This window comes from Roseovarius ramblicola (assembly GCF_042430665.1).
Lineage (GTDB): Bacteria > Pseudomonadota > Alphaproteobacteria > Rhodobacterales > Rhodobacteraceae > Roseovarius > Roseovarius ramblicola.
Window position 1 is genome coordinate 24,665 of the sequence record NZ_JBHMEC010000006.1, and the last position, 22,190, is coordinate 46,854.

General features: G+C 63.1%; 24 protein-coding genes and 1 tRNA gene. 20 read left to right on the top strand and 5 right to left on the bottom strand.

Annotated elements, in window-relative coordinates:
* Positions 1–224: 224 nt before the first annotated feature.
* The 6 genes from leuC to ACFFU4_RS03355 all read left to right on the top strand — a co-directional run bounded on the left by leuC (position 225) and on the right by ACFFU4_RS03355 (position 5,735).
* The gene (leuC, locus tag ACFFU4_RS03330) at positions 225–1,628 is read left to right on the top strand and encodes a 3-isopropylmalate dehydratase large subunit (protein ID WP_377067037.1); all 1,404 of its coding nucleotides are present in this window, start codon (positions 225–227) and stop codon (positions 1,626–1,628) included.
* Positions 1,628–2,233, top strand: coding sequence for a 3-isopropylmalate dehydratase small subunit (gene leuD / locus ACFFU4_RS03335; RefSeq protein ID WP_377067039.1), 606 nt, complete (start codon positions 1,628–1,630; stop codon positions 2,231–2,233). Before leuC ends, leuD begins: the two co-directional genes overlap by 1 nt.
* A 317-nt stretch (positions 2,234–2,550) precedes the next feature.
* Positions 2,551–3,381: a hypothetical protein gene (locus ACFFU4_RS03340; protein ID WP_377067041.1), complete on the top strand. Its 831-nt coding sequence runs from the start codon at positions 2,551–2,553 to the stop codon at positions 3,379–3,381.
* Positions 3,378–4,409 carry an endonuclease/exonuclease/phosphatase family protein gene (locus tag ACFFU4_RS03345; protein ID WP_377067043.1) on the top strand — a complete coding sequence of 344 codons (1,032 nt, stop codon included), beginning with the start codon at positions 3,378–3,380 and terminating at the stop codon, positions 4,407–4,409. The genes ACFFU4_RS03340 and ACFFU4_RS03345 overlap by 4 nt, the downstream gene beginning before the upstream one ends.
* A 75-nt stretch (positions 4,410–4,484) precedes the next feature.
* Entirely contained in the window at positions 4,485–5,591 is a 1,107-nt protein-coding gene (leuB, locus tag ACFFU4_RS03350; protein ID WP_377067045.1) for a 3-isopropylmalate dehydrogenase, read from the top strand.
* Between the two features lie 67 nt (positions 5,592–5,658).
* Positions 5,659–5,735, top strand: a tRNA-Pro gene (locus ACFFU4_RS03355).
* Between the two features lie 114 nt (positions 5,736–5,849).
* Here the strand turns inward: ACFFU4_RS03355 and ACFFU4_RS03360 are convergent.
* The 5 genes from ACFFU4_RS03360 to ACFFU4_RS03380 all read right to left on the bottom strand — a co-directional run bounded on the left by ACFFU4_RS03360 (position 5,850) and on the right by ACFFU4_RS03380 (position 10,211).
* A complete protein-coding gene (locus ACFFU4_RS03360; protein ID WP_377067047.1) occupies positions 5,850–6,179 on the bottom strand; it encodes a hypothetical protein in 330 nt (109 codons plus the stop codon).
* Between the two features lie 309 nt (positions 6,180–6,488).
* Positions 6,489–6,716 (bottom strand): transposase domain-containing protein, encoded by a 228-nt coding sequence (locus ACFFU4_RS03365; RefSeq protein ID WP_377067049.1) that lies wholly within the window; start codon positions 6,714–6,716, stop codon positions 6,489–6,491.
* Entirely contained in the window at positions 6,682–7,110 is a 429-nt protein-coding gene (locus ACFFU4_RS03370) for a diol dehydratase small subunit (RefSeq protein WP_377067051.1), read from the bottom strand. The genes ACFFU4_RS03365 and ACFFU4_RS03370 overlap by 35 nt, the downstream gene beginning before the upstream one ends.
* Complete coding sequence (locus tag ACFFU4_RS03375; protein ID WP_377067053.1) at positions 7,107–9,383, bottom strand: propanediol/glycerol family dehydratase large subunit; 2,277 nt, start codon at positions 9,381–9,383, stop codon at positions 7,107–7,109. Before ACFFU4_RS03375 ends, ACFFU4_RS03370 begins: the two co-directional genes overlap by 4 nt.
* Positions 9,384–9,434: 51 nt before the next feature.
* Complete coding sequence (locus ACFFU4_RS03380) at positions 9,435–10,211, bottom strand: DeoR/GlpR family DNA-binding transcription regulator (RefSeq protein ID WP_377067055.1); 777 nt, start codon at positions 10,209–10,211, stop codon at positions 9,435–9,437.
* 142 nt (positions 10,212–10,353) lie between these two features.
* Between ACFFU4_RS03380 and ACFFU4_RS03385 the strand changes: the two genes are divergently transcribed.
* The 14 genes from ACFFU4_RS03385 (at position 10,354) to ACFFU4_RS03450 (ending at position 21,984) form a co-directional block, all read left to right on the top strand.
* Positions 10,354–11,634, top strand: coding sequence for a class-III pyridoxal-phosphate-dependent aminotransferase (locus tag ACFFU4_RS03385; protein WP_377067057.1), 1,281 nt, complete (start codon positions 10,354–10,356; stop codon positions 11,632–11,634).
* Complete coding sequence (locus ACFFU4_RS03390) at positions 11,631–13,175, top strand: aldehyde dehydrogenase family protein (protein WP_377067059.1); 1,545 nt, start codon at positions 11,631–11,633, stop codon at positions 13,173–13,175. The genes ACFFU4_RS03385 and ACFFU4_RS03390 overlap by 4 nt, the downstream gene beginning before the upstream one ends.
* Complete coding sequence (locus ACFFU4_RS03395; RefSeq protein WP_377067061.1) at positions 13,172–13,783, top strand: BMC domain-containing protein; 612 nt, start codon at positions 13,172–13,174, stop codon at positions 13,781–13,783. The genes ACFFU4_RS03390 and ACFFU4_RS03395 overlap by 4 nt, the downstream gene beginning before the upstream one ends.
* On the top strand, positions 13,783–14,229 hold the full coding sequence (locus ACFFU4_RS03400) for a hypothetical protein (RefSeq protein ID WP_377067063.1): 447 nt from the start codon (positions 13,783–13,785) through the stop codon (positions 14,227–14,229). Before ACFFU4_RS03395 ends, ACFFU4_RS03400 begins: the two co-directional genes overlap by 1 nt.
* On the top strand, positions 14,226–14,468 hold the full coding sequence (locus ACFFU4_RS03405; RefSeq protein WP_377067065.1) for a EutN/CcmL family microcompartment protein: 243 nt from the start codon (positions 14,226–14,228) through the stop codon (positions 14,466–14,468). Before ACFFU4_RS03400 ends, ACFFU4_RS03405 begins: the two co-directional genes overlap by 4 nt.
* Before the next feature lie 46 nt (positions 14,469–14,514).
* On the top strand, positions 14,515–14,781 hold the full coding sequence (locus ACFFU4_RS03410) for a BMC domain-containing protein (RefSeq protein ID WP_300893052.1): 267 nt from the start codon (positions 14,515–14,517) through the stop codon (positions 14,779–14,781).
* Positions 14,782–14,814: 33 nt separating this feature from the next.
* A complete protein-coding gene (locus ACFFU4_RS03415) occupies positions 14,815–15,444 on the top strand; it encodes a microcompartment protein (protein WP_377067067.1) in 630 nt (209 codons plus the stop codon).
* Between the two features lie 42 nt (positions 15,445–15,486).
* Entirely contained in the window at positions 15,487–16,629 is a 1,143-nt protein-coding gene (locus ACFFU4_RS03420) for an ABC transporter substrate-binding protein (RefSeq protein WP_377067069.1), read from the top strand.
* A gap of 68 nt (positions 16,630–16,697) precedes the next feature.
* Positions 16,698–17,771 carry an ABC transporter ATP-binding protein gene (locus ACFFU4_RS03425; RefSeq protein ID WP_377067071.1) on the top strand — a complete coding sequence of 358 codons (1,074 nt, stop codon included), beginning with the start codon at positions 16,698–16,700 and terminating at the stop codon, positions 17,769–17,771.
* 53 nt (positions 17,772–17,824) lie between these two features.
* Complete coding sequence (locus ACFFU4_RS03430) at positions 17,825–18,622, top strand: ABC transporter permease (RefSeq protein WP_377067073.1); 798 nt, start codon at positions 17,825–17,827, stop codon at positions 18,620–18,622.
* Positions 18,622–19,440: an ABC transporter permease gene (locus ACFFU4_RS03435; RefSeq protein WP_377067075.1), complete on the top strand. Its 819-nt coding sequence runs from the start codon at positions 18,622–18,624 to the stop codon at positions 19,438–19,440. The genes ACFFU4_RS03430 and ACFFU4_RS03435 overlap by 1 nt, the downstream gene beginning before the upstream one ends.
* 32 nt (positions 19,441–19,472) lie before the next feature.
* Entirely contained in the window at positions 19,473–20,243 is a 771-nt protein-coding gene (gene fabG / locus ACFFU4_RS03440; RefSeq protein ID WP_377067077.1) for a 3-oxoacyl-ACP reductase FabG, read from the top strand.
* A gap of 34 nt (positions 20,244–20,277) precedes the next feature.
* Positions 20,278–21,285 (top strand): phosphotransferase enzyme family protein, encoded by a 1,008-nt coding sequence (locus ACFFU4_RS03445; protein ID WP_377067079.1) that lies wholly within the window; start codon positions 20,278–20,280, stop codon positions 21,283–21,285.
* A gap of 21 nt (positions 21,286–21,306) precedes the next feature.
* A complete protein-coding gene (locus tag ACFFU4_RS03450; protein ID WP_377067081.1) occupies positions 21,307–21,984 on the top strand; it encodes a cysteine hydrolase family protein in 678 nt (225 codons plus the stop codon).
* Positions 21,985–22,190 lie beyond the last annotated feature (206 nt).

Below are 22,190 nucleotides of genomic sequence, written 5' to 3' on the forward strand. Positions count from 1 at the left end.
CCCCCCGGGAGTATTTGGACCAAGAAGAGGCGCGCAGGCGGTCGGCCTCTTGATAGCGGGGCGGCGGCGCTGTATCTGCGTGGCATGACCCGGGTGTTCGACATGGACGATCGCGCGCGCCTGCCGTGGCGCTTTTTCGGGGCGCAGCGCTCTGTGCTGGCGCGCCTCTGAGGCTGCGCCCCGCCATCCATCCGACCGCAGCCATCAGCAACGGGAGAGGACCCATGTCCCCCAAGACACTCTATGACAAGATCTGGGATGCCCATCTGGCCCACGAAGCCGAAGACGGCACCTGCCTTCTGTATATCGACCGCCACCTCGTGCACGAGGTCACCAGCCCGCAGGCCTTCGAGGGGCTGCGCATGGCAAACCGCACCGTGCGCGCGCCCGACAAGACCATCGCCGTGCCCGATCACAACGTGCCCACCACCCCGGACCGGGTGAACGGTATCGAGAACCCCGAGAGCCGCATCCAGGTCGAGGCGCTCGACAAGAACGCCGAGGATTTCGGCATTCACTATTACCCGGTGAACGACATCCGCCAGGGCATCGTGCATATCGTCGGTCCCGAACAGGGCTGGACCCTGCCGGGCATGACCGTGGTCTGCGGCGACAGCCACACCGCCACGCACGGGGCCTTCGGCGCACTCGCGCATGGCATCGGCACCTCCGAGGTCGAGCATGTGCTGGCCACGCAGACGCTGATCCAGCGCAAGGGCAAGAACATGAAGGTCGAGATCACCGGCACGCTCGCGCCCGGCGTGACCGCCAAGGACATCACCCTCTCGGTGATCGGAGCCACCGGCACCGCGGGCGGCACCGGCCATGTCATCGAGTATTGCGGCGAGGCGATCCGCGCGCTGTCGATGGAGGGCCGCATGACCGTCTGCAACATGGCGATCGAGGGCGGCGCGCGCGCGGGCCTGATCGCGCCGGACGAGGTGACGTTTGAGTATATCAAGGGCCGCCCCCACACGCCCAAGGGCGCGCAGTGGGAAATGGCGATGGAGTGGTGGAAAACGCTCTATTCCGACGATGATGCGCATTGGGACAAGGTCGTCACCCTCAAGGGCGAGGATATCGCGCCGGTGGTCACATGGGGCACCAGCCCCGAGGACGTGCTGCCGATCAACGCCGAGGTGCCGGACCCGCAGAGCTTCGCGGGTGGCAAGGTGGACGCGGCGCGCCGCGCGCTCGACTACATGGGCCTGACCCCCGGGCAGAAGCTGAGCGAGGTCGAGATCGACACCGTGTTCATCGGCTCCTGCACCAATGGCCGGATCGAGGATCTGCGCGCCGCCGCCGAAATCCTCAAGGGCAGACGGATCAAGGAGGGCCTGCGCGCCATGATCGTGCCGGGCTCGGGCCTCGTCCGCGCGCAGGCCGAAGAAGAGGGGCTGGCCGACATCTTCAAGGAGGCCGGGTTCGAGTGGCGGCTCGCGGGCTGTTCCATGTGCCTGGCGATGAACCCAGATCAGCTTAGCCCCGGCGAGCGCTGCGCGGCCACGTCCAACCGTAATTTCGAGGGCCGTCAGGGCCGCGGCGGGCGCACCCACCTGATGAGCCCCGCCATGGCGGCGGCGGCGGCGGTGACCGGTCGGCTGACAGACGTTCGGGAGATCATGTAATGGAAAAGTTCGAAAAACTCAGCGGCATCGCCGCGCCGCTGCCGCTGATCAATGTCGATACCGACATGATCATCCCCAAGCAGTTCCTCAAGACGATCAAGCGTTCGGGGCTGGGCGTCAATCTCTTCGACGAGATGCGCTATGACGATGACGGCAATGAAATCCCCGATTTCGTGCTCAACAAGCCGCAATATCGCGACGCGCAGATTTTGGTCGCGGGCGATAATTTCGGCTGCGGGTCGAGCCGCGAGCACGCCCCCTGGGCGATCAAGGATTTCGGCATCCGCTGCGTCATCGCGCCCTCCTATGCCGATATCTTCTACAACAACTGCTTCAAGAACGGCATCCTGCCCATCGCCCTGCCGCAGGAACAGGTCGATGTGCTGATGAAAGAGGCCGAGAAGGGTGCCAACGCCCGCATCGAGGTGGATCTGGAGGCGCAGACCGTCTCGACCTCCGAGGGCGAGGTCTTCACCTTCGAGGTGGATGCGTTCAAGAAGCATTGCCTGCTAGAAGGGCTCGACGATATCGGCCTGACGCTTGAAAAGGCGACGGCGATCGACACGTTCGAGGCGCGCGCGGCGCAGGCGCGGCCCTGGGTCTGATACGGGGCCGGGCGGGGCGGCGGGCCATCGCGGCCGTCCCGCCGCAGGCCACAATATGATGTAATAGACAGGAATCGCGCCAAAATTTTTCGGCGCATTGATGTATTCCTGCACCACTCCTGCCACGAAATCGCCCCAAGCTTTCTGTTGAATCGTGCTGGTCCCTTGCGGGCCATGAGGAAAAGCGGCAAGAATTGGGCAGAATTGAGGCAGCCCGCCACACTTGGCGGGATCAGCACGACACAAGGGCGCGGCGACGTATCGCGACCGGTCGGGATGAAGGGGAAAGAGCGGTGGTCTCTCAGACACCTGGCGCCTTGGCGCGGGCACTCCTGTTGGCCATGCTGGTGGCGACGCCGGCCTTGATCGTCCCGTTCACGCACCCGGCGACCGCACAGGTCGTGCTGGTGCTGGCGCTTCTGGCCGCGGTCTTTACCGCGATGGAATACAATTCCCGCTATCCCGGAATGCTCGAATTCCGCTTTGCCCCGCCCTACAACCGGCTGCGCTTCTTCACGCTGGCCGCCATCCTCGTGGCGCTATCCTTCATGCTGCGCGGGCAGGTGGTGCCCACGGCGCTGTCGGGCGGGCTGAACGGCGCGGCGGCGTGGCTCGCCGATCTCGTCGATTTGCCCTGGTCGCCGGTGCGGCTGATGGTGATGCTGTTGCCGGCCGAGGCCGAGGCCGGGCTTGCCGACGTGCTGCGCAGGGCCGCGTCGCTGGCGTATGTGCTGTCGCTGGGCATGGTGCTGATCTTTGCCGTGTTCGTGCGGTTCCTCGGCTGGCCCACACGGAGCGGGCCGTTCAATGTGTGGATCAACCTGCCGCTGTTCGACCCGACGGGAGGCGGCGACGTGCTTCACCGGCTGCGCCGCGACGCGGGTGTCAACCTCCTGCTGGGGCTCTTGCTGCCGCTTGCCATTCCTGCCATCGTCCGGATCGCGACGGCGGTGGTCGGCCCGGTTTCCCTGACCGATCCGCAAACCCTGATCTGGACGGTGAGCGCATGGGCCTTTCTGCCGGCAAGCCTGTTGATGCGCGGCATCGCCATGCAGCGGATAGCGGCGATGATCGAGGACAAGCGCCGCCGCTCCTACGCCGCCGCGCGCTCGCCGGTCGAAGAGGGCCGCGCGCTTCAGGGCGTGTGAGCGCACGCCTCGCGCTGGCGCTTGCGTTTCTCCTCGTGGCGTTCATCGCCGAGGCCGGCACCGTGCGGCTCGCGACATGGCACCTCGAACTTGACCGCGACGGGCCGGGCCTCCTGCTGCGCGATATCCGGCGCGGAGAAGATCCGCGCCTCGACGCCATCGCAGGGGCGATCGCCACGGTCGCGCCGGACGTGCTGGTGGTGCAGGGCGTCGATTATGACCACGGCCTGCGCGCGCTCGGGGCCCTGCGTGACCGGATCGCCGAGGACGGCCCCTACTTCCCGCACCTATTCGCGCTGCGCCCCAATACCGGCCGACCCACGGGGCTGGACATGGATGGCGACGGACGGCGCGGCGGGCCGCGCGACGCGCAGGGCTATGGCACCTTCTCGGGGCAGGGGGGCATGGCGATCCTGTCGCGTCACCCGTTCGACCGCGACGGCGCGCGCGATTTCAGCGCGGTGCCCTGGCGCGACCTGCCCGGCGCGGTGCTGCCGCGCTGGCCCGACGGGCGGCCTTTTCCCTCGGACGCGGCGCAGGCAGTGCAGCGGCTCTCGTCGGTGGGGCACTGGGCGGTGCCGGTGCGCCTGCCTTCGGGGCCGCTGACGCTGCTGACGTTTCACGCCACCACCCCGGTCTTTGACGGTGCGGAGGACCGCAACGGGCGGCGCAACCACGACGAAATCCGCTTCTGGCAACGCTATCTCGATGGCGCGTTCGGGCCTGCGCCCGCGCGCCGCTTCGTGCTGATCGGCGATGCCAACCTCGACCCCGGGCGCGGCGCGGGGCGGCGCGGAGCGATCCGCGCGCTGCTGGCCGATCCGCGCCTGCGCGATCCGCTGCCGGGCCGCAATACCGTTGACTGGGCGCAGACCGGGCCGCTGCGGGTGTCCTACCTCCTGCCGTCGACCGACCTGCGCGTGACCGGCGCGGGCGTGCACTGGCCCCCCGAGGACGCGCCGGGCCGCGCGGCGGCCGTGCTCGCCGGGCCGCACCGGCTGGTCTGGGTCGATCTGGCGCTCGACTGACCGCGCTTTCTTGACCCCGTGCGCCCCGGACTATAGGCCATCCTCGCAACGCGACATTTCCAGAGGACAGCGCCCATGAGCACCCCGTCTCTTCTCATCCTGGCCGGCGACGGCATCGGCCCCGAGGTCATGGCCGAGGTGCGCCGCATCATCGACTGGTTCGGGTCGAAGCGCGGCATCGCCTTCGAGGTGAGCGAGGATCTGGTGGGCGGCGCCGCCTATGACGCGCACGGGGTGCCGCTCAGCGATGCCACGATGGCGCGCGCGCAGGAGGTGGACGCGGTGCTTCTGGGTGCCGTGGGCGGGCCGAAATACGACGCGCTCGATTTCAGCGTCAAGCCCGAGCGCGGCCTGTTGCGCCTGCGCAAGGAGATGGACCTTTTCGCCAACCTGCGGCCCGCGCAATGCTTTGACGCGCTGGCGGATTTCTCCTCGCTCAAGCGCGAGGTGGTGGCCGGGCTCGACATCATGATCGTGCGCGAACTGACGAGCGGCGTCTATTTCGGCGAGCCGCGCGGCATCCACAAGGAGGGCAACGAGCGCGTCGGCATCAACACGCAGCGCTATACCGAGTCCGAGATCGCCCGCGTGGCGCGCGCGGCGTTCGATCTGGCGCGCAAGCGGGCGGGCCGGGTCTGCTCGATGGAAAAGGCCAACGTGATGGAATCGGGCGTACTCTGGCGTCAGGTGGTGCAGGAGGTGCACGATGCCGACTATCCCGAGATCGCGCTCAGCCACATGTATGCCGATAACGGCGCCATGCAGCTTGTGCGCGCGCCCAAGCAATTCGACGTGATCGTGACCGACAACCTTTTCGGCGACGTGCTGAGCGATTGCGCGGCGATGCTCACCGGCAGCCTCGGCATGCTGCCCTCGGCCTCGCTCGGCCTGCCGATGGAGAACGGGCGGCCCCGCGCGCTCTATGAGCCGGTGCATGGCAGCGCGCCGGATATCGCCGGGCAGGGCAAGGCCAACCCGATCGCCTGCATCCTCAGCTTCGCCATGGCGCTGCGCTATTCCTTCGACATGGGCGACGAGGCCGCGCGGGTCGAGCGTGCGGTGGAGTCGGTGCTGGCTGACGGGCTGCGCACCGCCGACCTGATGGGCCCCGAGGGCGGCACGCCGGTCAGCACCTCGGGGATGGGCGACGCCGTGCTCGCAGCGCTCGACGAAAGCCTGTGATACGCGGGCGGGGGCGCATTTCGGCCTTGCCAAAGCCCCCGCCCTCGTCTATCCCGCCCGCCACGGTCGGAGTGTAGCTCAGCCTGGTAGAGCACTGTCTTCGGGAGGCAGGGGCCGGAGGTTCGAATCCTCTCACTCCGACCAATGACTTCAATGACTTAAAGCTCCTCCCCTTATGTGCTTATTGCTACGGTACGCACATAGTAAGCACGGTGGCGGAAAACTCAGGTCATTTTGGGTCGAATCCGGCACCCTTGGTCACCGGTTCAGCAGCTCCGGCATGATCGCCGTCATGGCTGCACGGAACTCTGCCTGTCGCCCGTTCCCCGGAAAAGGCACAACCTGAAGCTGGCATGGCATGTCCGACGCTGCAAAAGCGGCTTTGACCGGCGCTTCAATGCCTTGCATGAAAGCGACCGCGTGAGGCGCTTCGTGGTCCCTCAATCGCTCTGTCAGTGAGGGGGTGTTTACAACATGGGTCGCTTTCCGCTCAGATCGGGAAAGCCAATTCACGGGTTCGAGCACCAGATCGCCCGGATAGAAACCCGCTTGTTTGAAGGCATCGAAAAAGAACGGACTGTCTCCCATGTGTGGCGCAAGGGCTTGGCGAAATTGGCCGTGAACCTGACCGGTCTGCTTCCTGGCGCTGGAGCCAGTGCTCAGCCCCACCCGCATAACCCTCGAAAATAACGAAAAAATCCGACCGTGGCCGGATTGGGAGAACGCTTTCGCAAGGGCAAGTGGCGGAGAGGACGCGACTGGGGGCGAACGTTCTCCGTCGCCTGAGTCATTGTTGTGTAATCATTACGTGATGGTTTTGGAGGTTTTGCGTTTCAATCGCGACTGGCAGCGAAACGAATGAAATTCGACCGCGGCGGCTTCTTGGTATGCGTCCGATCAGGCCGCGTGATTTGATAATTTCCACGGCAGGAGATCATCAACGTGAATGATCTTGTAATCCTGAATGTATGCCAACGCGTCGGCGAGCCATACTTTTGGGTCAACAACGTTCAGTGTGGCGGTCTCGATCAGGGGGTAGGAAATGGCGGCGCCGCCGCCAGTCGGTAAGCCAACGGACAATAAAGGCCGCTCAATAACGAACCAGAAACAAGCCTCGATTTTCATAAACCTCTGCGGCTTCCTCAACTAGTTGGGCCAGTAATGGCGCGTCAAACTCATCGCGAAGCCACCGTCCAGTGGACAGAAGGCGTTCCTTCGAGGTCGTTCTCCCGGGTCGCAGCAACTCGTAGATTTCCATGACCGTTTCCTCGGGCATACGTGTCATTTCTGCGGCGCGTTCAAAGTTCAGTCCGAGCGCTGCGCGTCCGGCATCCCGCGAAATTTCGGCCTGCTTCACCAGGGCGTCGGGTGTGATGCGCAGGTCATTCATTTCAATGTCGCCGCTGAGTACCGCGTCGATCGTCAGTTCATTTAGCGATTTGCCCCGGTAGCCGGTGACACGGTCGGGGCATTTCTCCGCGAGGGGATAGTCTCTTGTGCTGTTGGGTTCGTCAGTCATCGTTCTGTATCCAGGAAAGTGACTTCTAGCTCCTCCGGGGAGGCGTTGTTCTGCGTCATCTTGGTTTCGATTGCGTAGGTGAGGGCGACCCGTGCGTGAAAGCGTGCGCCGAGTGCTTCGCCGTGAGTGGGGACGACCACCGGCGCGGGCATGTCACCATGGGCGTACTGTGCCGCATTCGCGCCGAGGGCCCGGTAATGCTCGAGGCATGTGACCGGGGCGTTGGAAAAAAGCTCCAGGTTGTTGTGGGGCAGGCGGTCCGAGCGGTGGATTACCGCGGTGCCCTTGGACTGGATGCCGATGCCGATGCCGGATCCCGAAAGCCGCGCCGCGCTCAGGCCCAGAAACGAAGTGTCGGCGGTGTGGCGGATTCGCGCAAGGCGCATTCGGCTGCCACCGCTTTCGATCCCTTCGCGCAGCGCACGCAGCACTGCGCTCAGCGGATGGCCCGCCAGCGTGCGGAAGATGCTCGTTCCGAAGCCGGGGCTGATTCCGACGACCACCTCGGACGGGTCTTTGCCGCGTGCGGCCGGCCCCATCGTGCGATACTCGATGGCACGTGTCTCGCCGGTCTCGCCGGCCGCTTCCCGGCGCAGCACTTCGTCGCGGTCGAGCACGTTGCGGATGGCGGCCAGTTCGGTGCGGCGCGCCTCAGTCAGGCGGTAGCCCGTGCCCGGGCCGGTATAGTCGTTGGGGTCGTTGATTGCGCTGATCACACGCCCGTCGCGGATGATGGCCGAGGTCTGCAGATAGTCCCCCGACACGCGCAGCTTGACGAGAAAGAGCAGGTTCTGCGCCTCTGTCGCGAACCCACCGTTCTGCAGCGACCGGATCACGTCGATCACGGTGATCCCCTTGCTGCTGATCCTGTCACTGATAACCGCCACGTCGCGAGGTGAGAAGCTCTCCGTGTCGTTCGAGCCGGAGGCCACGGCGACCGAACGTTTCATGATCTCGGTGGGCTGCGCGAGGTCCAGATCCGTCAGCACGTGCGAGAGCGCATCGATCGCGCGCCGCCGCAGGTCGAGCGCGCTGGCATCCTCGACCGAAGTCAGGCCGCCGTCGGCCTCGAAGTCACGCTGAAGCACCAGAAATTCCTCCAGCTCCTCGCCGTTGAAAGAAGACGGATTGAAGGAATTGTCGTATTTCAGGATGCTGCCGAAGCCCGAGCATATCAGATCGGAGCCGCCGATCAGGAAGGGCAGGACCTTGGCGGCGACGCGCATCTCCGACTCCGAATGCCGGGCGTCGTTGCCGGAGGCGCATTCCAGGCCGAGCCAGACGGTAAGCAGGTTTTCCGCCATAATCTCGCGCACACCCCCCGGGATGGACGACGCCAAGGGCGCCCCGTCGATCCCGCCATTCTGTGTGCCCTGCGCGCCCATCCCGCGCTGAAGGCACAGACAGCGCGCCTCCAGATACAGCAGGGATTTTGCCTCGTGGTAGCCCATCAGCAGCTCTGCCGCTGCGCCCGAGGTGCATCGCATCTTGATCCCGCGGGAGGCATAGGCAGCGGTAAGCCAAGCTTTCGACCATGGCGTGTCATCGCCATCGACGAAGGCGCTCTCGGTCCCGTAGACCGAGACCGTTTCCGCGTAAGAAGTGAAGCCGGCCATGCCGATTTCGAGTTCCTCGGCCTCTTCGCTGGAGCACTGGAACAGCGTTCCGGCCCGCCCGACCGCCGAGCCCACGCAGCATGCCAGCGCGTTGGACCATGAATTGCGCGCCACCCGCATCGTGGTCTCGATTTCGTCGAACCCGAGCGCGACGGCGATGGCGGCATCGGCGGCCAGTTGAAGCGGGTCATCCTTGGCATTGGTCACGTGGGCCTGGTTCCCGGGCGTCTTGCGGGCGCGCATCTTGGAATAGGCGAAGGCGATTTCCATGGCGTTGAGCTGCGCCACCACCTCGGCAAGCCGTGCGGGCGTGAGCCCCCGTGCCAGCCGCACGAGGTCTTCGCGCGGCACGTTCATGTCAACGAGCATCCGGGCCAGATCCGACGCGGGGATTGCCATCGCCTCTTCCGCGATCGCGGTGTCGAGATGATGAGTGGCGATGAACGCATCGATCATGTCGAACTGATGCCTTGGCACCCCGTCCATCGCGGCGACCTTGCCGTCGCGGATATCGAGGCCCGACGTTGGATCGGCGGCCCCGGAGAACGCCGAGAATCCGTTTTCCGGGTCTTCGGCCGCAAACTGATCAAGGCGCAGCGGACGCGCGTCCCACTCGTCAAAACGTTTCCAGCGGTTGGCGTCGTAGTTGTTGTTCATCTCGGCGGCGCCCCCCTGCGCCCATGTTTGTTGGTGCCCCGGCCGAGGCGATCATGCGGCTGCCGGGGCTCGGCCCGTGATGATGTTGCCGTCCGCCTGCCGTATGGCATCCCACAGGGCGGGTGGCGGACGTTCGTCACAAATGAGGGTCACGCTCGGCTTCCAGTGGACGATTCCCTGCAGCGACCGATTCCCGAACTTGGAGGCATCCGCAAGAATCAGCGTCTCGTCCGCCGCGTCGATCATCGCCGAATAGACCTGCGCCGCATGCAGAAGCGCCTCGCTGACGCCATCCTCATCCACGCCGGACGCGCCTGTGACGGCTATCGGGGTGCGAAACTGTTTGATGCACCGGAGCGTTTCCGCTCCATAAACGAGCCCTTCCTTCGGCTCCACGATGCCGGGCAGGGCCATGACTTGAATGCGCCGGTTCGTGGAGAGCTCGGTTGCAATGCTGAAAGAGGGCGTCAGAACGGTCAGTTCGCGGTCTATGTTGCGCAGTGCGCGCGCGAAGTGAAGCGTCGTCGCGCCGCCGCCGATAAACAGGCTTCCGACATCGGCGACGCGCTCAACGGCCTTGCGGGCGATCCGTTCGCGCGCCTTGACGTGAAGCTGGAGCCGTTCGGCAAGCGCGGGTTCGAACGCCTTGGTCCTCACCGCGCCGCCGTAGGTGCGCTTGATACGCCCGGTATCCTCCATCTCCGTCAGGTCGCGGCGCACCGTCTCGCTCGACACCCCGAGCTCCTTGGCCATCTCCGCAACGCGGATCGAGGGGTTCATCTCGAGCACGCTCAGGATCTGGTCATGTCGTTGTGATTTCTTGGACATTTCGACGTGATGCCTTTCTTTCAGTGCCCATTATACGGGCTTTCGATCAAAATATTAAGTAAAAATGCCCGACTTCGGTCAAAAACTGTTGTGACATCAGGAATCCATGCTAGCCTGCCTTCGACTAAAAAGGGGGAATCGCGTGTTCAACTACGGTTACTTTTCCTTCGATTCGAAGGATGACCTCCTCAGGAAGGCCGCGGAGTACTGGAATCCCGGCAAAGTCAGCTTCTGGACGGAAGCTGGAACGCCAATGGTGATTGACCGGCGCGAGGGCTACCTCCTTTACGACATGTCCGGCAAGCGGCTGATCGACCTTCACCTCAATGGCGGCACGTACAATTTCGGCCATCGCCACCCTGAGTTGGTGGAGGTGTTGAAATCCGGGCTCGACTATTTCGACATGGGCAATCACTGGTTTCCGTCCGTCGCCCGAGCCGCGTTTGCCGAGAAGCTGGTCAACACTGCGCCCCACATGAAGTATTCGATTTTCGGCTCTGGCGGGGCTGAGGCGGTGGAGATCGCCCTGAAAACCGCGCGGTATGCCACAAAGCGCCGCAAGATCGTTTCGATCATCAAGGGCTATCATGGACACTCGGGTCTTTCCGTCGCCACCGGGGATGAGCGCTTTTCAAAGATCTTCCTGTCGGAGAATCCAGAAGAATTCATACACATCCCCTTCAATGATGTGAATGCGCTTGAGGCGGTCCTTATGAAGGGTGATGTGGCGGCATTCATCGTGGAGACGATCCCGGCCACCTACGGCTTCCCGATGCCGGATGATGATTATCTCAAATCCTGTCAGGACCTTTGCCGCAAGTACGGCACCAAGTTTATCGCGGACGAGGTGCAGACCGGCCTGATGCGCACCGGGGTCATGTGGGGCTGGCAGGGCTATGGTCTTGCGCCCGACATGTTCGTTTGCGGCAAGGGGCTCGGCGGAGGTCTTTACCCGATCAGCGCCTGCTTGGCGACTGAGGAATGCGGGCAGTGGCTTGTCGAGGACGGGGCTGCTCATATCAGCACTTCGGGCGGGGCCGAGCTAGGCTGCCTCGTGGGCCATCACGTGATGGAAATGCTGCAACGGCCTGAAGTCGTGTCGAACGTGCATTTCGTGGCCGAGTTCTTCGCGCAGGGCATGGCCGAGATGATGGAACGTCACAGCGACATCTTCGTCGGCGTGCGCCAGCGCGGTGTCGTGCTGGGGTTGGAGTTCGATCACCCGGAAGGTGCCGTGGCCGTGTCCCGTGCGCTCTACGAAAATGGCGTATGGGCGATCTTTTCCTCGCTGGACAAGAGGGTTCTGCAATTCAAGCCCGGCGTCGTCCTCGATGTGGATCTCTGCCAGGAGATCATGGACAGGTTTGACGCTGCCATGCCGCGTGCCCGGCAGCTTCTGAAGACCATGAGGCGTGCGGCATGACCGGGCAGGCAAGGATCGACGCCCCGCGGCTCGAGGTGCCCGACAGGGAGCTTTCCCGAGCGAGGATGAAGGTGGGCCGTGCTGCTTGGGCGGCGCGCTACTACAAGGAATTCAGCCGCGACGCGGTCATCGCCATCGCGGAGGCGGTTGCCAGGGCGGGCTACGAAAAGTCCGTGCAATTCGCGGAAGAGGCGGTGTCGGAGACCGGTTTCGGCGTGGCCGAGCACAAGGCGCTCAAGAACAGGCTTTGTACGCATGAACTGCTGGATTATTATCGCAATCTCGATCTCGTGACCCCACGGGTCGACGAGGCAAGAAAGATCATCGAGCTGCCCAAGCCCGCGGGGGTGGTCTTTGCTCTCGCGCCCGCGACGAACCCGGTCGCTACCGTGTATTACAAGGCGATGCTGGCGATCCTGAGCCGCAACGCCATCGTCATGAGTCCTCATCCTGCAGCAAAAGCGGTGTCCGCCGCCGCAGCTCATCATCTCGCGCAGGCTGCAGAGGCCGCGGGAGCGCCCGCGGGACTGATTCAATGCGTCGAGGAGCCGTCGATCCCGCTGGTTCAGGACATCATGAGTTCTGACAGGATCAATGTCATTCTCGCGACCGGCGGCACCGCAATGGTGCGCGCCGCCTATTCCTCGGGCAACCCGGCGATGGGCGTGGGGCCGGGCAATGCCGTGGCCTATATCGACCCGAGCGCCAGGGTGGACGCGGCGGCCCGCTGCCTTGTCGAAAGCAAGGCGTTTGATAATTCGGTGCTTTGCACGAACGAGAGCGTTGCCGTCACGCTTGAGACAAATCGCGGCAACATGGAGCGCGCCCTGCGTTCTGCCGGCGCGCATGTCTGCAACGAGGCCGATACCGCGCGTTTGCGCGATTACCTTTTCACCGGGACAGGCTTCAACGTCGACGCGGTGGGGAAAAGCGCCGTCTGGATTGCGAAACAAGCCGGGCTTCGGGTCAGCCCCTCGACCAAGGTCTTGGTGCCCGTTGTCGCCTCACCGGGACAGGACGATCTGTTGTTCCGGGAAAAGCTGTGCCCGGTGCTGACGCTGACAGCCGCGACGGATTTCCCGCAGGCCCTGACATTCGCCAAGCACACCGCGCGTCGTGGCGCAGGGCACTCGGCCGCGTTCCATGGCGAGGATAACGAGCGGCTGGTCGCTTTCTCGCAGGGGGTTCCTGTCTACCGGGTCGTGGTCAATGCGCCCTGTTCGCAGGGAGCCGCCGGGTTTGCCACGCACCTGCCGCCGTCTTTCACGATTGGCACGGGGTTCGCCGGGCGCTCTTCGATCGGCGAGAACCTTGGACCGCAGCACCTCGTACAGTGGACGCGCATCGCCTATGCCAAGGACTTGCCGGCCGATCTGGCCGGGGTGGACCTGAGCGGCGTGTCCGCCGAACGCCCCGCAGCACGCACCCCGATCGCCGCGCCGGGGCCGGCCGGCGAAGCCGTCTCAGGCGATGTCAGCCGCGACGAGCTGCGCCGCCTTATCCTCGAAGAACTGCGTAGCCTGAAAGGAGGCGAGGCATGACCGAACTCCGCGCCTCGATCTTCATTGATCAGCTTCAGCCTCAAACATTGGCCTACATGTCCACATGGATGCGGGGTACGCTACCGCGCCTGCGGATGGCCGCGCAGATCGTTGAGATCGCGCCCGGCCTGGACGTCGAGGCACTGACTGACACCGTTCTCAAGAGCGCGGATGTCCATGCCGGCCTGCTTGTCGTTGAGCGGCAGTTCGGGACCCTTGAGTTCCACTCGCGTTCCACGGCGGAAGTGCATTCCGGTGCCTCCGCGATCCTCGAGGCGCTAGGGAAGACTGCCGCCGACGTGGCTCCGCCCAAGATTCTCGCCTCCAAGCTGGTCACCAATGTTGATGATCAGCACGCATTCCTGATGAACCGCAACAAGCTCGGCTCGATGGTGCTCGGTGGCGACAGTATCTACCTCCTGGAATGCCAGTCCGCCGCTTATGCCATCCTGGCGTGCAACGAGGCCGAGAAGGAGGCGGATGTGAAGCTGATCGACATGCGGATGATCGGAGCCAACGGTCGGCTTTACCTGGCCGGGACGGAGGCGGATGTCCGCAATGCCAGAAACGCGGCCGAAGGCGCGTTACGTGATGCAGGAGCGTCGTGATGTCTGCCCTTCGGGACGAGATTCGCGCGATCCTGCGCGAGGAAATGGCTGCGTTCAGGTCGGAAGCTGGGGCTGCGCCGCCAAGCCGTGTGGCGGAACAGGTGCGCATCACCTCGAGCACCGAGCTAACACATTTCGCGCAGGATATCCTGCGGAGGGCGTCGGAGCCGGGTTTCGCCGAACGCGTGGCGCGTGGCGAGTTGGTCTTCGAATTGAGCAGGCCGCCTGCTGGCCCACCCACGCAGCCAGTCGTCGGGGCGATCGTGACAGGGCCCGGCAGCAAGGTGCCGGAGAGGCTAGACAAGGCGTTGATCACCGAGCGCGACATCAATGCGCTCGATGGGTCTGCACGAAGCCTGCGGATCGCGCCGACAAGCCGTCTGACACCACTGGCGCGGGACGAAGCACGTCGCCGTGGCATCCGGATCGAAAGGGATAAGGCATGATACAAGCCCGTGTCATCGGAAAGGTCTGGTCTTCCAGACGCGTGGAGTCGCTTCCGCGCGGCGCGCTGCTCGAAGTCGAGACCGAGGGCGGGGCCAAGATGATCGCCTTTGATCCGCTGGGCTGCGATGCCGGCGAAGCGGTCTTGGTGACGCAAGGATCGGTCGCCGCGGGTTATTTCGCGGGTCGGGCCGTGCCCGTTGACGCGCTCATCATCGGGTCCATCGACGAAGACAAGTAACAGTCAACCATGAAGGAAAACATGCATGGCTAATCTAGCAATCGGAATGATCGAAACCAAAGGCTATGTCCCCGCGCTTTCTGCGGCAGATGCCATGGTAAAGGCCGCGAACGTGGAGATCGTGGCGCGCAACGAGGTTGGCGGCGGGCTCGTGTCCGTTGTCGTCAAGGGCGATGTCGGTGCCGTGAAGGCGGCGACCGAAGCCGGAGCAGAGGCGGCTAGCCAGGTTGGTGAGGTGACTGCCGTGCATGTCATCCCGCGGCCGCATGCCGATCTCGGGAAACATTTCTCGGCCGCCGCCGTCTCGAAGTAACACCGCCATCATGCAAGGGGGCTGGACAGGATCATGACAGAGCTTCGCGTTTACTTGCCGATCGAAGATCTGCAGCCGCAGTTCGCGGCCTATCTGTCCTCCCCCATGCGCGCGCGGGCGTATCCGCCGTTCCGCGGCCAGAATTCGCTGATCATCGAAGTGGCCCCGGCGCTCAGTATTCACCGGATAGCCGATCTGGCCCTCAAGGAGGCGCCCGACATGGAGCCGGGCATCCTTTTCACCGAACGGCAGTTCGGGCTTCTGGAGCTGCATGCCGCCGACATGAAGGACCTGGACGCAGCCGGGCGTGCAATCCTGGAGGGCATTGGCGCCAAGCACACCGATCAGTTTGCACCGAAGATTCTCTATCACGACATCATCGAGGACCTCTCGGATCAGCACGCTATAATCCTGAACCGCACGCGCGACGGCTCCATTCTGGTGCCCGGCGTCGCGCTGTTGATCTACGAGATGATGCCGGCCCTCTTTGCCTGCGTCGCGGCCAACGAAGCTGAGAAGGCCGCCCCGGGTGCCGTCATCAACGATGTCCAAATGATGGGCGCCACGGGGCGCATATTCATGTCCGGCAGCCTAGAGGACATGCAAACGGCAAGGGACCGGATAACCAAGACACTGGAAAACATAAAAGGCCGCTCCGACTGAACGGAGCGCAACGACCGACCCAACCCAAACGGAGGTATAGAAATGTCAAACAAACTGTCCAGAAGACAATTCGTCGGCCGCTCGGCAGCACTGGCCGGCCTGGCCACCGCCGGCCCGCTGAGCCCGGCATTCGCGGCCCGCAGCGACCGGATGAACATCCTGTGCTGGGAAGGCTACAACTCCGACCAAGTGCTCGGACCGTTCCGTGACGCGCATCCGGGTGCAACCATCCGCGCCGAGAGTGGGACATCCGACCCGGACATGATCAACAAGCTTCGTGCCGGTGAGACCTCGGTCTGGGACCTGATCAATGTCAACCAGCCGTGGGCGCGCGACCAGCTTTATCCGGAAGGCCTCATCAAGCCGCTGAACAAGGACCGGTTCCTGCCGTATTTCGACAAGATGCTGCTGTCGTTCAAGAATCCTCCCTACGAGTTGTCCTTCGCGGATGACGGCGAACTGATCGGCATGCCGCAACGCTATGGCCCGTTCAGCTTCGTGGTCAACACCGACAAGATCAGCAGGGAAACGGCGGAAGAGCAGGGCTGGAACCTTTTCCTCGATCCGGCGATGAAGGATCGTTATGGAGTGCTGACCTACGACAACTGGAATATCATGCACATGTGCCTGACCGCCGGGCTGAACCCGTTCGAGCCAGTCGAGGGCGCGGATCTCGAAAAATTCCGCGAGACGGCGCAGACGATTTTCGGCGGCTCAAAGCTGATGACGGACGACCTTGTGGCGATGAACACTGCCCTGATCAATGGTGAGATCGACGCGTATTTCACCGGCGGCACCTATACCGCATCGCCGGCACGCTACGACGGTTTGACCAACGTGCGCGCGATCACACCCCGTTCCGGTCCGGTCGACGGCAAGGGCGGCGTTGTCTGGATCGAGCTGACCTCCGCGGTCAACAACCCCGATCCCAGCGACCTGGCCCAGGAATTCCTGGAATTCGTGCAGACACCAGAGATATCCAAGGCGGTTGCCTTCACCGAGGGCACTTACAACCCGGTGTGCCAGATGGGCAACGAGGAGGTCATGGCGCTGTTCGACAATGAAGAACTGGATGCGATCCAGATGGACACCCTTGCCGAGGAGATGGAGCGTTCGCTCGATTACCAGGTAGTGGCCTCCTATGACACCCTGATCGACATCTACACCCAAGAGCGGCGGTCGTGACTTGAGTTGGCCCCGGTGCCCGTGGCGCCGGGGCATCCCGCCTAATTTGCACTTTCCAAGGGTAGAGTATGGATTCTTCACCGTTTCTGCGCCTGCGCGGCGTCGTGAAAACATTCGGAAGTTTCACTGCACTCGACAGTATCGACCTCGATATTGCCGAAGGCGAATTCTTCACGATCGTCGGCCCATCCGGCAGCGGGAAATCGACGCTGATTCGACTGCTGGTCGGCATGGATGACCTGACCAGTGGAGAAATCCGCCTGCGCGACCAGCGGATCGATGATACGCCGGCCAACACGCGGCCCACTTGCATGGTTTTCCAGTCGCTCGCCCTGTTTCCGCACATGACCGTCGGCCAGAATATCGAGTTCCCGCTTAAGCTGCGCAAGGAGCCGCCGGACGGACGCAAGGCGAAGGCGCTCGACCTGCTCGACCTCCTGCGCCTGCCGCAGAGCTATTACGACAAGCGTATCTCGCAGTGTTCAGGCGGCGAGAAGCAGCGCGTGGCGCTTGCAAGGGCGCTCGCCTTCGACCCTGAAATCCTGTTCTTCGACGAGCCGCTTTCCGCGTTGGACTACCGGTTGCGCAAGACGTTGGAAAAGGAGTTGAAGGATCTGCACGCACGCACCGGCAAGACCTTCGTTTACATCACGCATTCGCTTGAAGAGGCGATGGTCATGTCCGACCGGATAGCCATCATGAAGGAAGGGCGGATCGAACAGATATCGGAGGCCGACGAAATCTACGGTGCGCCGGTAAGCCGTTTCGTGGCCGAATTCATGGGCGAAGTGAACCTGTTCGACGTGCGCGGCGCATCCGGCGGCGCGGTCTCCAGCGATGTGCTCGAGGTCAACCCGACCGTGAAGCTGCCCAACCTGAAAGAAGGCGCTCGCGGGCTTCTCATGGTACGCCCCGAATACATGCGTTTCGCCGACGCCGGCGACGCGTTCGACTTCACGCTCACCGGCGTGCTGCACGGAGAGTATGCGCTCGGCTCCCGCATCCAGTACGAGATAGATACCCCGGGCGGCATGGTGACACTCGAGAACCTCCGGGAAGACCGGCGCCCCCTCTCCGAAGGGCAGGAGATCACCCTGGGCTTCAACGCCGAAAACACCCATTTCATCGACGGGGCCACATGAATACCCTTGATCGCAAGCTGGGCCTCCTGTCGGCCCTGCCGGTAATTGCTCTCATGGCTGTCGCTTTTCTAGCGCCGCTCGTCGTCGTTGCGCTGTTCTCGATCATGCCGCAAAAGGTCTTTTCGCTTGGCAACGTACCGGATTTCTCGGCCTATGCCGTATTCATAGAACAGGGCTACTACAAATCGCTCCTCTGGTCGCTGGGCATGGCGCTGGCCTCTACGTTAATACTTCTTATCGTTTGCTGGCCGATCGCTTTCGCGATGGCCAAGATATTCAAGCGCTTCACGATCATCCTGACCATTGCAGTCGTGATGAGCCTTTTTGTCTCCGAGAACATCCGGCTTTTCGGCTGGGTTCTGACGCTGATGAAAGGCGGGCTGATCGAAGGGTATTTTCGCGCCTGGACAGGGGTCAGCTTTGACAGCCCGCTCTACGGCGTACCAATCATCGTGTTCGGGCTGGTCTACGTCTACCTGCCATTCATGCTCTTCCCTCTGGCGCAGGGCATCGCGATGGTGCCCGATGACACGCGGCAGGCTGCCTATGACCTCGGCGCGTCGCGGTGGCAAGTTCTGTGGCAGATCGAGATCCCGCTGGCCGCACCGGGCATCGTCGTGGGCTCGCTTCTGAGTTTCGTGCTTGCCGCGGGCGCCTTGGCAGAGTCCAAGATACTCGGCGGGCAGGCTGTCATAGCGATCGCCGACGATATCGAGACGGCCTTCACATTCGGTCAGAACTGGCCGCTGGGCTCGGCGCTGTCGATGATCCTGATCGTCATCATCGGTGCGCTGGCGCTCTTCGGGGTCTCGAAGGTCGACCTTGACGCGATCATGGGGAGGAAGCGCTGATGAAGACCAGCCGCCTGACCCGGATCGTCCTTTTCGCTTACGGCATCGCGATGATTGCCTTCCTGTATCTTCCGCTCGTGTCTGTGGGCTTTGCCTCGGTGTCGCAAGCGAGGTACCTTACTTTTCCCATCCGTCGCTACTCCACGAAATGGTACACCGAGGCGCTGGAAAGCAGTACCGTCAGTGAGCTTCTGGTCACGTCGCTGGTCGTGGCGGTTCTCGTCACCGTCATCGCCCTGGTGCTGGCATTCTTCGGCGCGCTTGCCTTCGCCCGCTACCAGTGGCGCTTTCGGACCGCTTTCCAGAAACTCATCCTTTTGCCAATCTTCTTTCCGCAGACGGTGCTGGGGCTGGCCCTGCTGATGTGGTTCAATTCGCTGGGCATCATTCCGAGCTGGAAGACCGCAGTCGTCGCGCACCTCGTGTGGATCACGCCGATCGCCACGCTGATCGTGGCCATCCGGGCCTACAGCTTCGATCCGGCGCTGGAAGAGGCCGCGCGGGACATGGGGGCAGGCACCTTCACCGTCCTGCGCGAGATCACGCTGCCGCTGTTGACGCCCGGCATCGTGTCGGCAGGCCTGTTCGCTTTTCTGCTTAGCTGGGGGAACTTCCCGCTCTCACTCTTCACGACCGGGGCCGACTCGACGCTGCCCGAATGGCTCTACGCCAAGATGGTCTCCGGCTATTCCCCGCTGGTGCCGACACTTGGCGTCATGTCGGTTGTCGGCTCCTTCCTGCTGATCCTGACTGCATTCGTCGTGGTCTGGATGATGCGGGCCAACCGAGAGGCCGGAACGGCCCAAGACCGAACCTGACAGAAGACAACCAACACGGAGGAAACACAGCCATGCTCACGTCACTGAAAGGCAAAAGCGTCATCGTCACCGGGGGCTCCAAGGGCATCGGGCGCGGCATCGCCACCGTCTTTGCCCGTCAGGGAGCGAAGGTTACGCTCGCTGCGCGAAATGAGGAGGACCTCAGGAAAGCTGCGAGCGAGATTGAAGGCGATGTCCGCCACGAGGTTTGCGACGTCTCCGACTGGGACTCGGTGAAAGCGATGGTCGACAGCACCGCCGACGCACAGGGCGGGCTCCATGTGCTCTGCGCCAATGCCGGGGCATTTCCGCAAACCAAGATGGTCGACATGGACCCCTCAGAATGGGATCAGGTTCTTGCGACGAACCTGCGGTCATCGTTCCTTTGCGTGAAGGCCGCCATTCCGCATTTCGAGAAGGCCGGCAAGGGGCGTGTCGTCATCACCTCGTCGATCACCGGCCCCCACACCGGCTTTCCCGGCTGGTCGCATTATGGTGCGTCGAAGTCCGGCCAGCTGGGCTTCATCAAGACCGCGGCGATGGAATTGTCGCGCTACAACACCACGATCAACGCTGTAATGCCGGGCAACATTTATACCGAAGGTCTTCAGGATCTCGGGCAGGAGTATCTCGACACGATGGCCGCCTCGATCCCGCTCAAGCGGCTGGGCGACGTCGAGGACATCGGCAACGCGGCGCTGTTCTTCGCGTCCGACGAGGCGGGTTACATCACCGGTCAGCAGATCGTCATCGACGGCGGCCAGATCCTACCGGAATCGCTGGAAGCGATGGACGAGATCTGAACGCCGCGACAGCGTCAATCGAAAGGAGTCTGCCATGTCCGCATCAGACATGCCCCTGAAGGAGTTGCTGCGCCATCTCGACAGGCTGGCGCAGGACTCGCTTTCTCTGTGGGACGTGCCCGAGGGCGCCTCCGCGCGGCTCATCAACGTGTCGGAGAATGCAACATACCTCGTCGAGGCACCGGGCGGCTACAAGTCCGTCTTGCGCATCCACCGGGAAAACTACCACTCCCACCGCGCCATCGAGTGCGAGTTGGCATGGCTCGAGGCGCTCGACCGCGAAGGCGTGGTGACGACACCTGGCTACTATACAGGCAGGAACGGAGACCCGATCCAAACGGGCCGCGCCGAAGCTCTTGCGGATCCCCGCTACATGGTGCTGTTTCATTTCGTCGAAGGCCAGGAGCCCGACGATAGCGGCGACATGACCGAGGGATTTGAGGAACTGGGAACCATCGCGGCCCGCTGCCATGATCATGTGCTGCGCTGGCAGAAACCCAACGGATTCGAGCGGTTGACATGGGATGCAGCTGCCGTCTTCGGGCCCAACTCCACATGGGGAGACTGGCGTGACGCGCCGGAAGTGACGCCGGAATTGGCCGCGGTTCTGGAAAAGGTCGAGCAGACCATCTGTGATCGGCTCCAGTCATTCGGCAAGGCACCAGACCGCTTCAACCTGATCCATGCCGACATGCGGCTGGCGAACCTGCTGGTGGATGCCAACGGCACCCGGCTCATCGACTTCGACGATTGTGGCTGGGGCTGGTTCCTCTACGACTTCGCGGCAGCCATCAGCTTCATCGAGGATGATCCGCGCATCCCGGCCCTGCGCGAGGCCTGGGTGCGCGGCTACCGGTCGGTGCGTGATATGAGTGCAGAGGAAGAGGCCGAGATCGACACCTTCATCATGCTGCGCCGGATGGCCCTGCTTGCTTGGATCGGCAGCCATATCGAGGCACCGGAACCGCAGGAACTGGCACCCGGATTCGCCGCCACCACCGCGCGCCTGGGTCAGGCTTATATGGACAAGATCGGGGCCTGAGATGTCCGAAGGGGGTCAACCGTGAGCAACTGGAAAACCGCGTTCCGAAGCTTCTACTACGAAACGGCGGAAGAGCCCGAGGACATCGTGCTCGACCCGGCCACGACGGCGCTGCTGGTCATCGACATCCAGAACACCTATCTTGAGGTGCCCGACGATGAGGCCGAAGCCCTGCGCTGGCAGCCGTTCTTCGATCGGATGAACGATACGGTCATTCCCAACGCCTCCAACCTGATCGACTGGGCCCGGACGGAGGGGCTGGAGGTCATGTTCGCGCGCATCGCCTGTCAGACGCAGGACGGGCGCGACCGTTCGCTCAGCCAGAAGAAACCCGGCTTCAACTACCTGCTCCTGCCCAAGGACCGCGAGGACAGTCAAATCGTCGATGAACTCACGCCAAAAGGGGACGAGATCGTCGTCACCAAGACCACGGACAGTGCTCTGACAGGGACCAACCTTCGGCTGATGCTCCACAATATCGGCATTCGGCACGTGATCGTGGCCGGCATCTTCACGGATCAGTGCGTGAGTTCTACGGTGCGCTCTCTTGCCGACGAGAGCTTTGAGGTTCTCGTGGTCCACGACGCCTGCGCGGCTGCGACAGACGAACTCCACGAGCGCGAGCTCGAGATCATTAATATGATATACTGCCACGTCGTGGGAATGGACGATCTGCCTAGTTTCATCTCACCTCATTGACGTGAGTGCGGGCATTTCGAGGGGATCATCACGCCGATGAACGTACTGGAGGCTAGCCGAACATCATCGAGAGTCGCACCGAACCTAACGATCCTAGGTGTTCAGTCCCGGCATTTGGTGGATCGGATCGAGGATGAACTGAGCTACTCCCCGTCTCTTGGACAGGATCTGGCGTAAATCAAGCTACTCTTTGCACCTGCTGATCG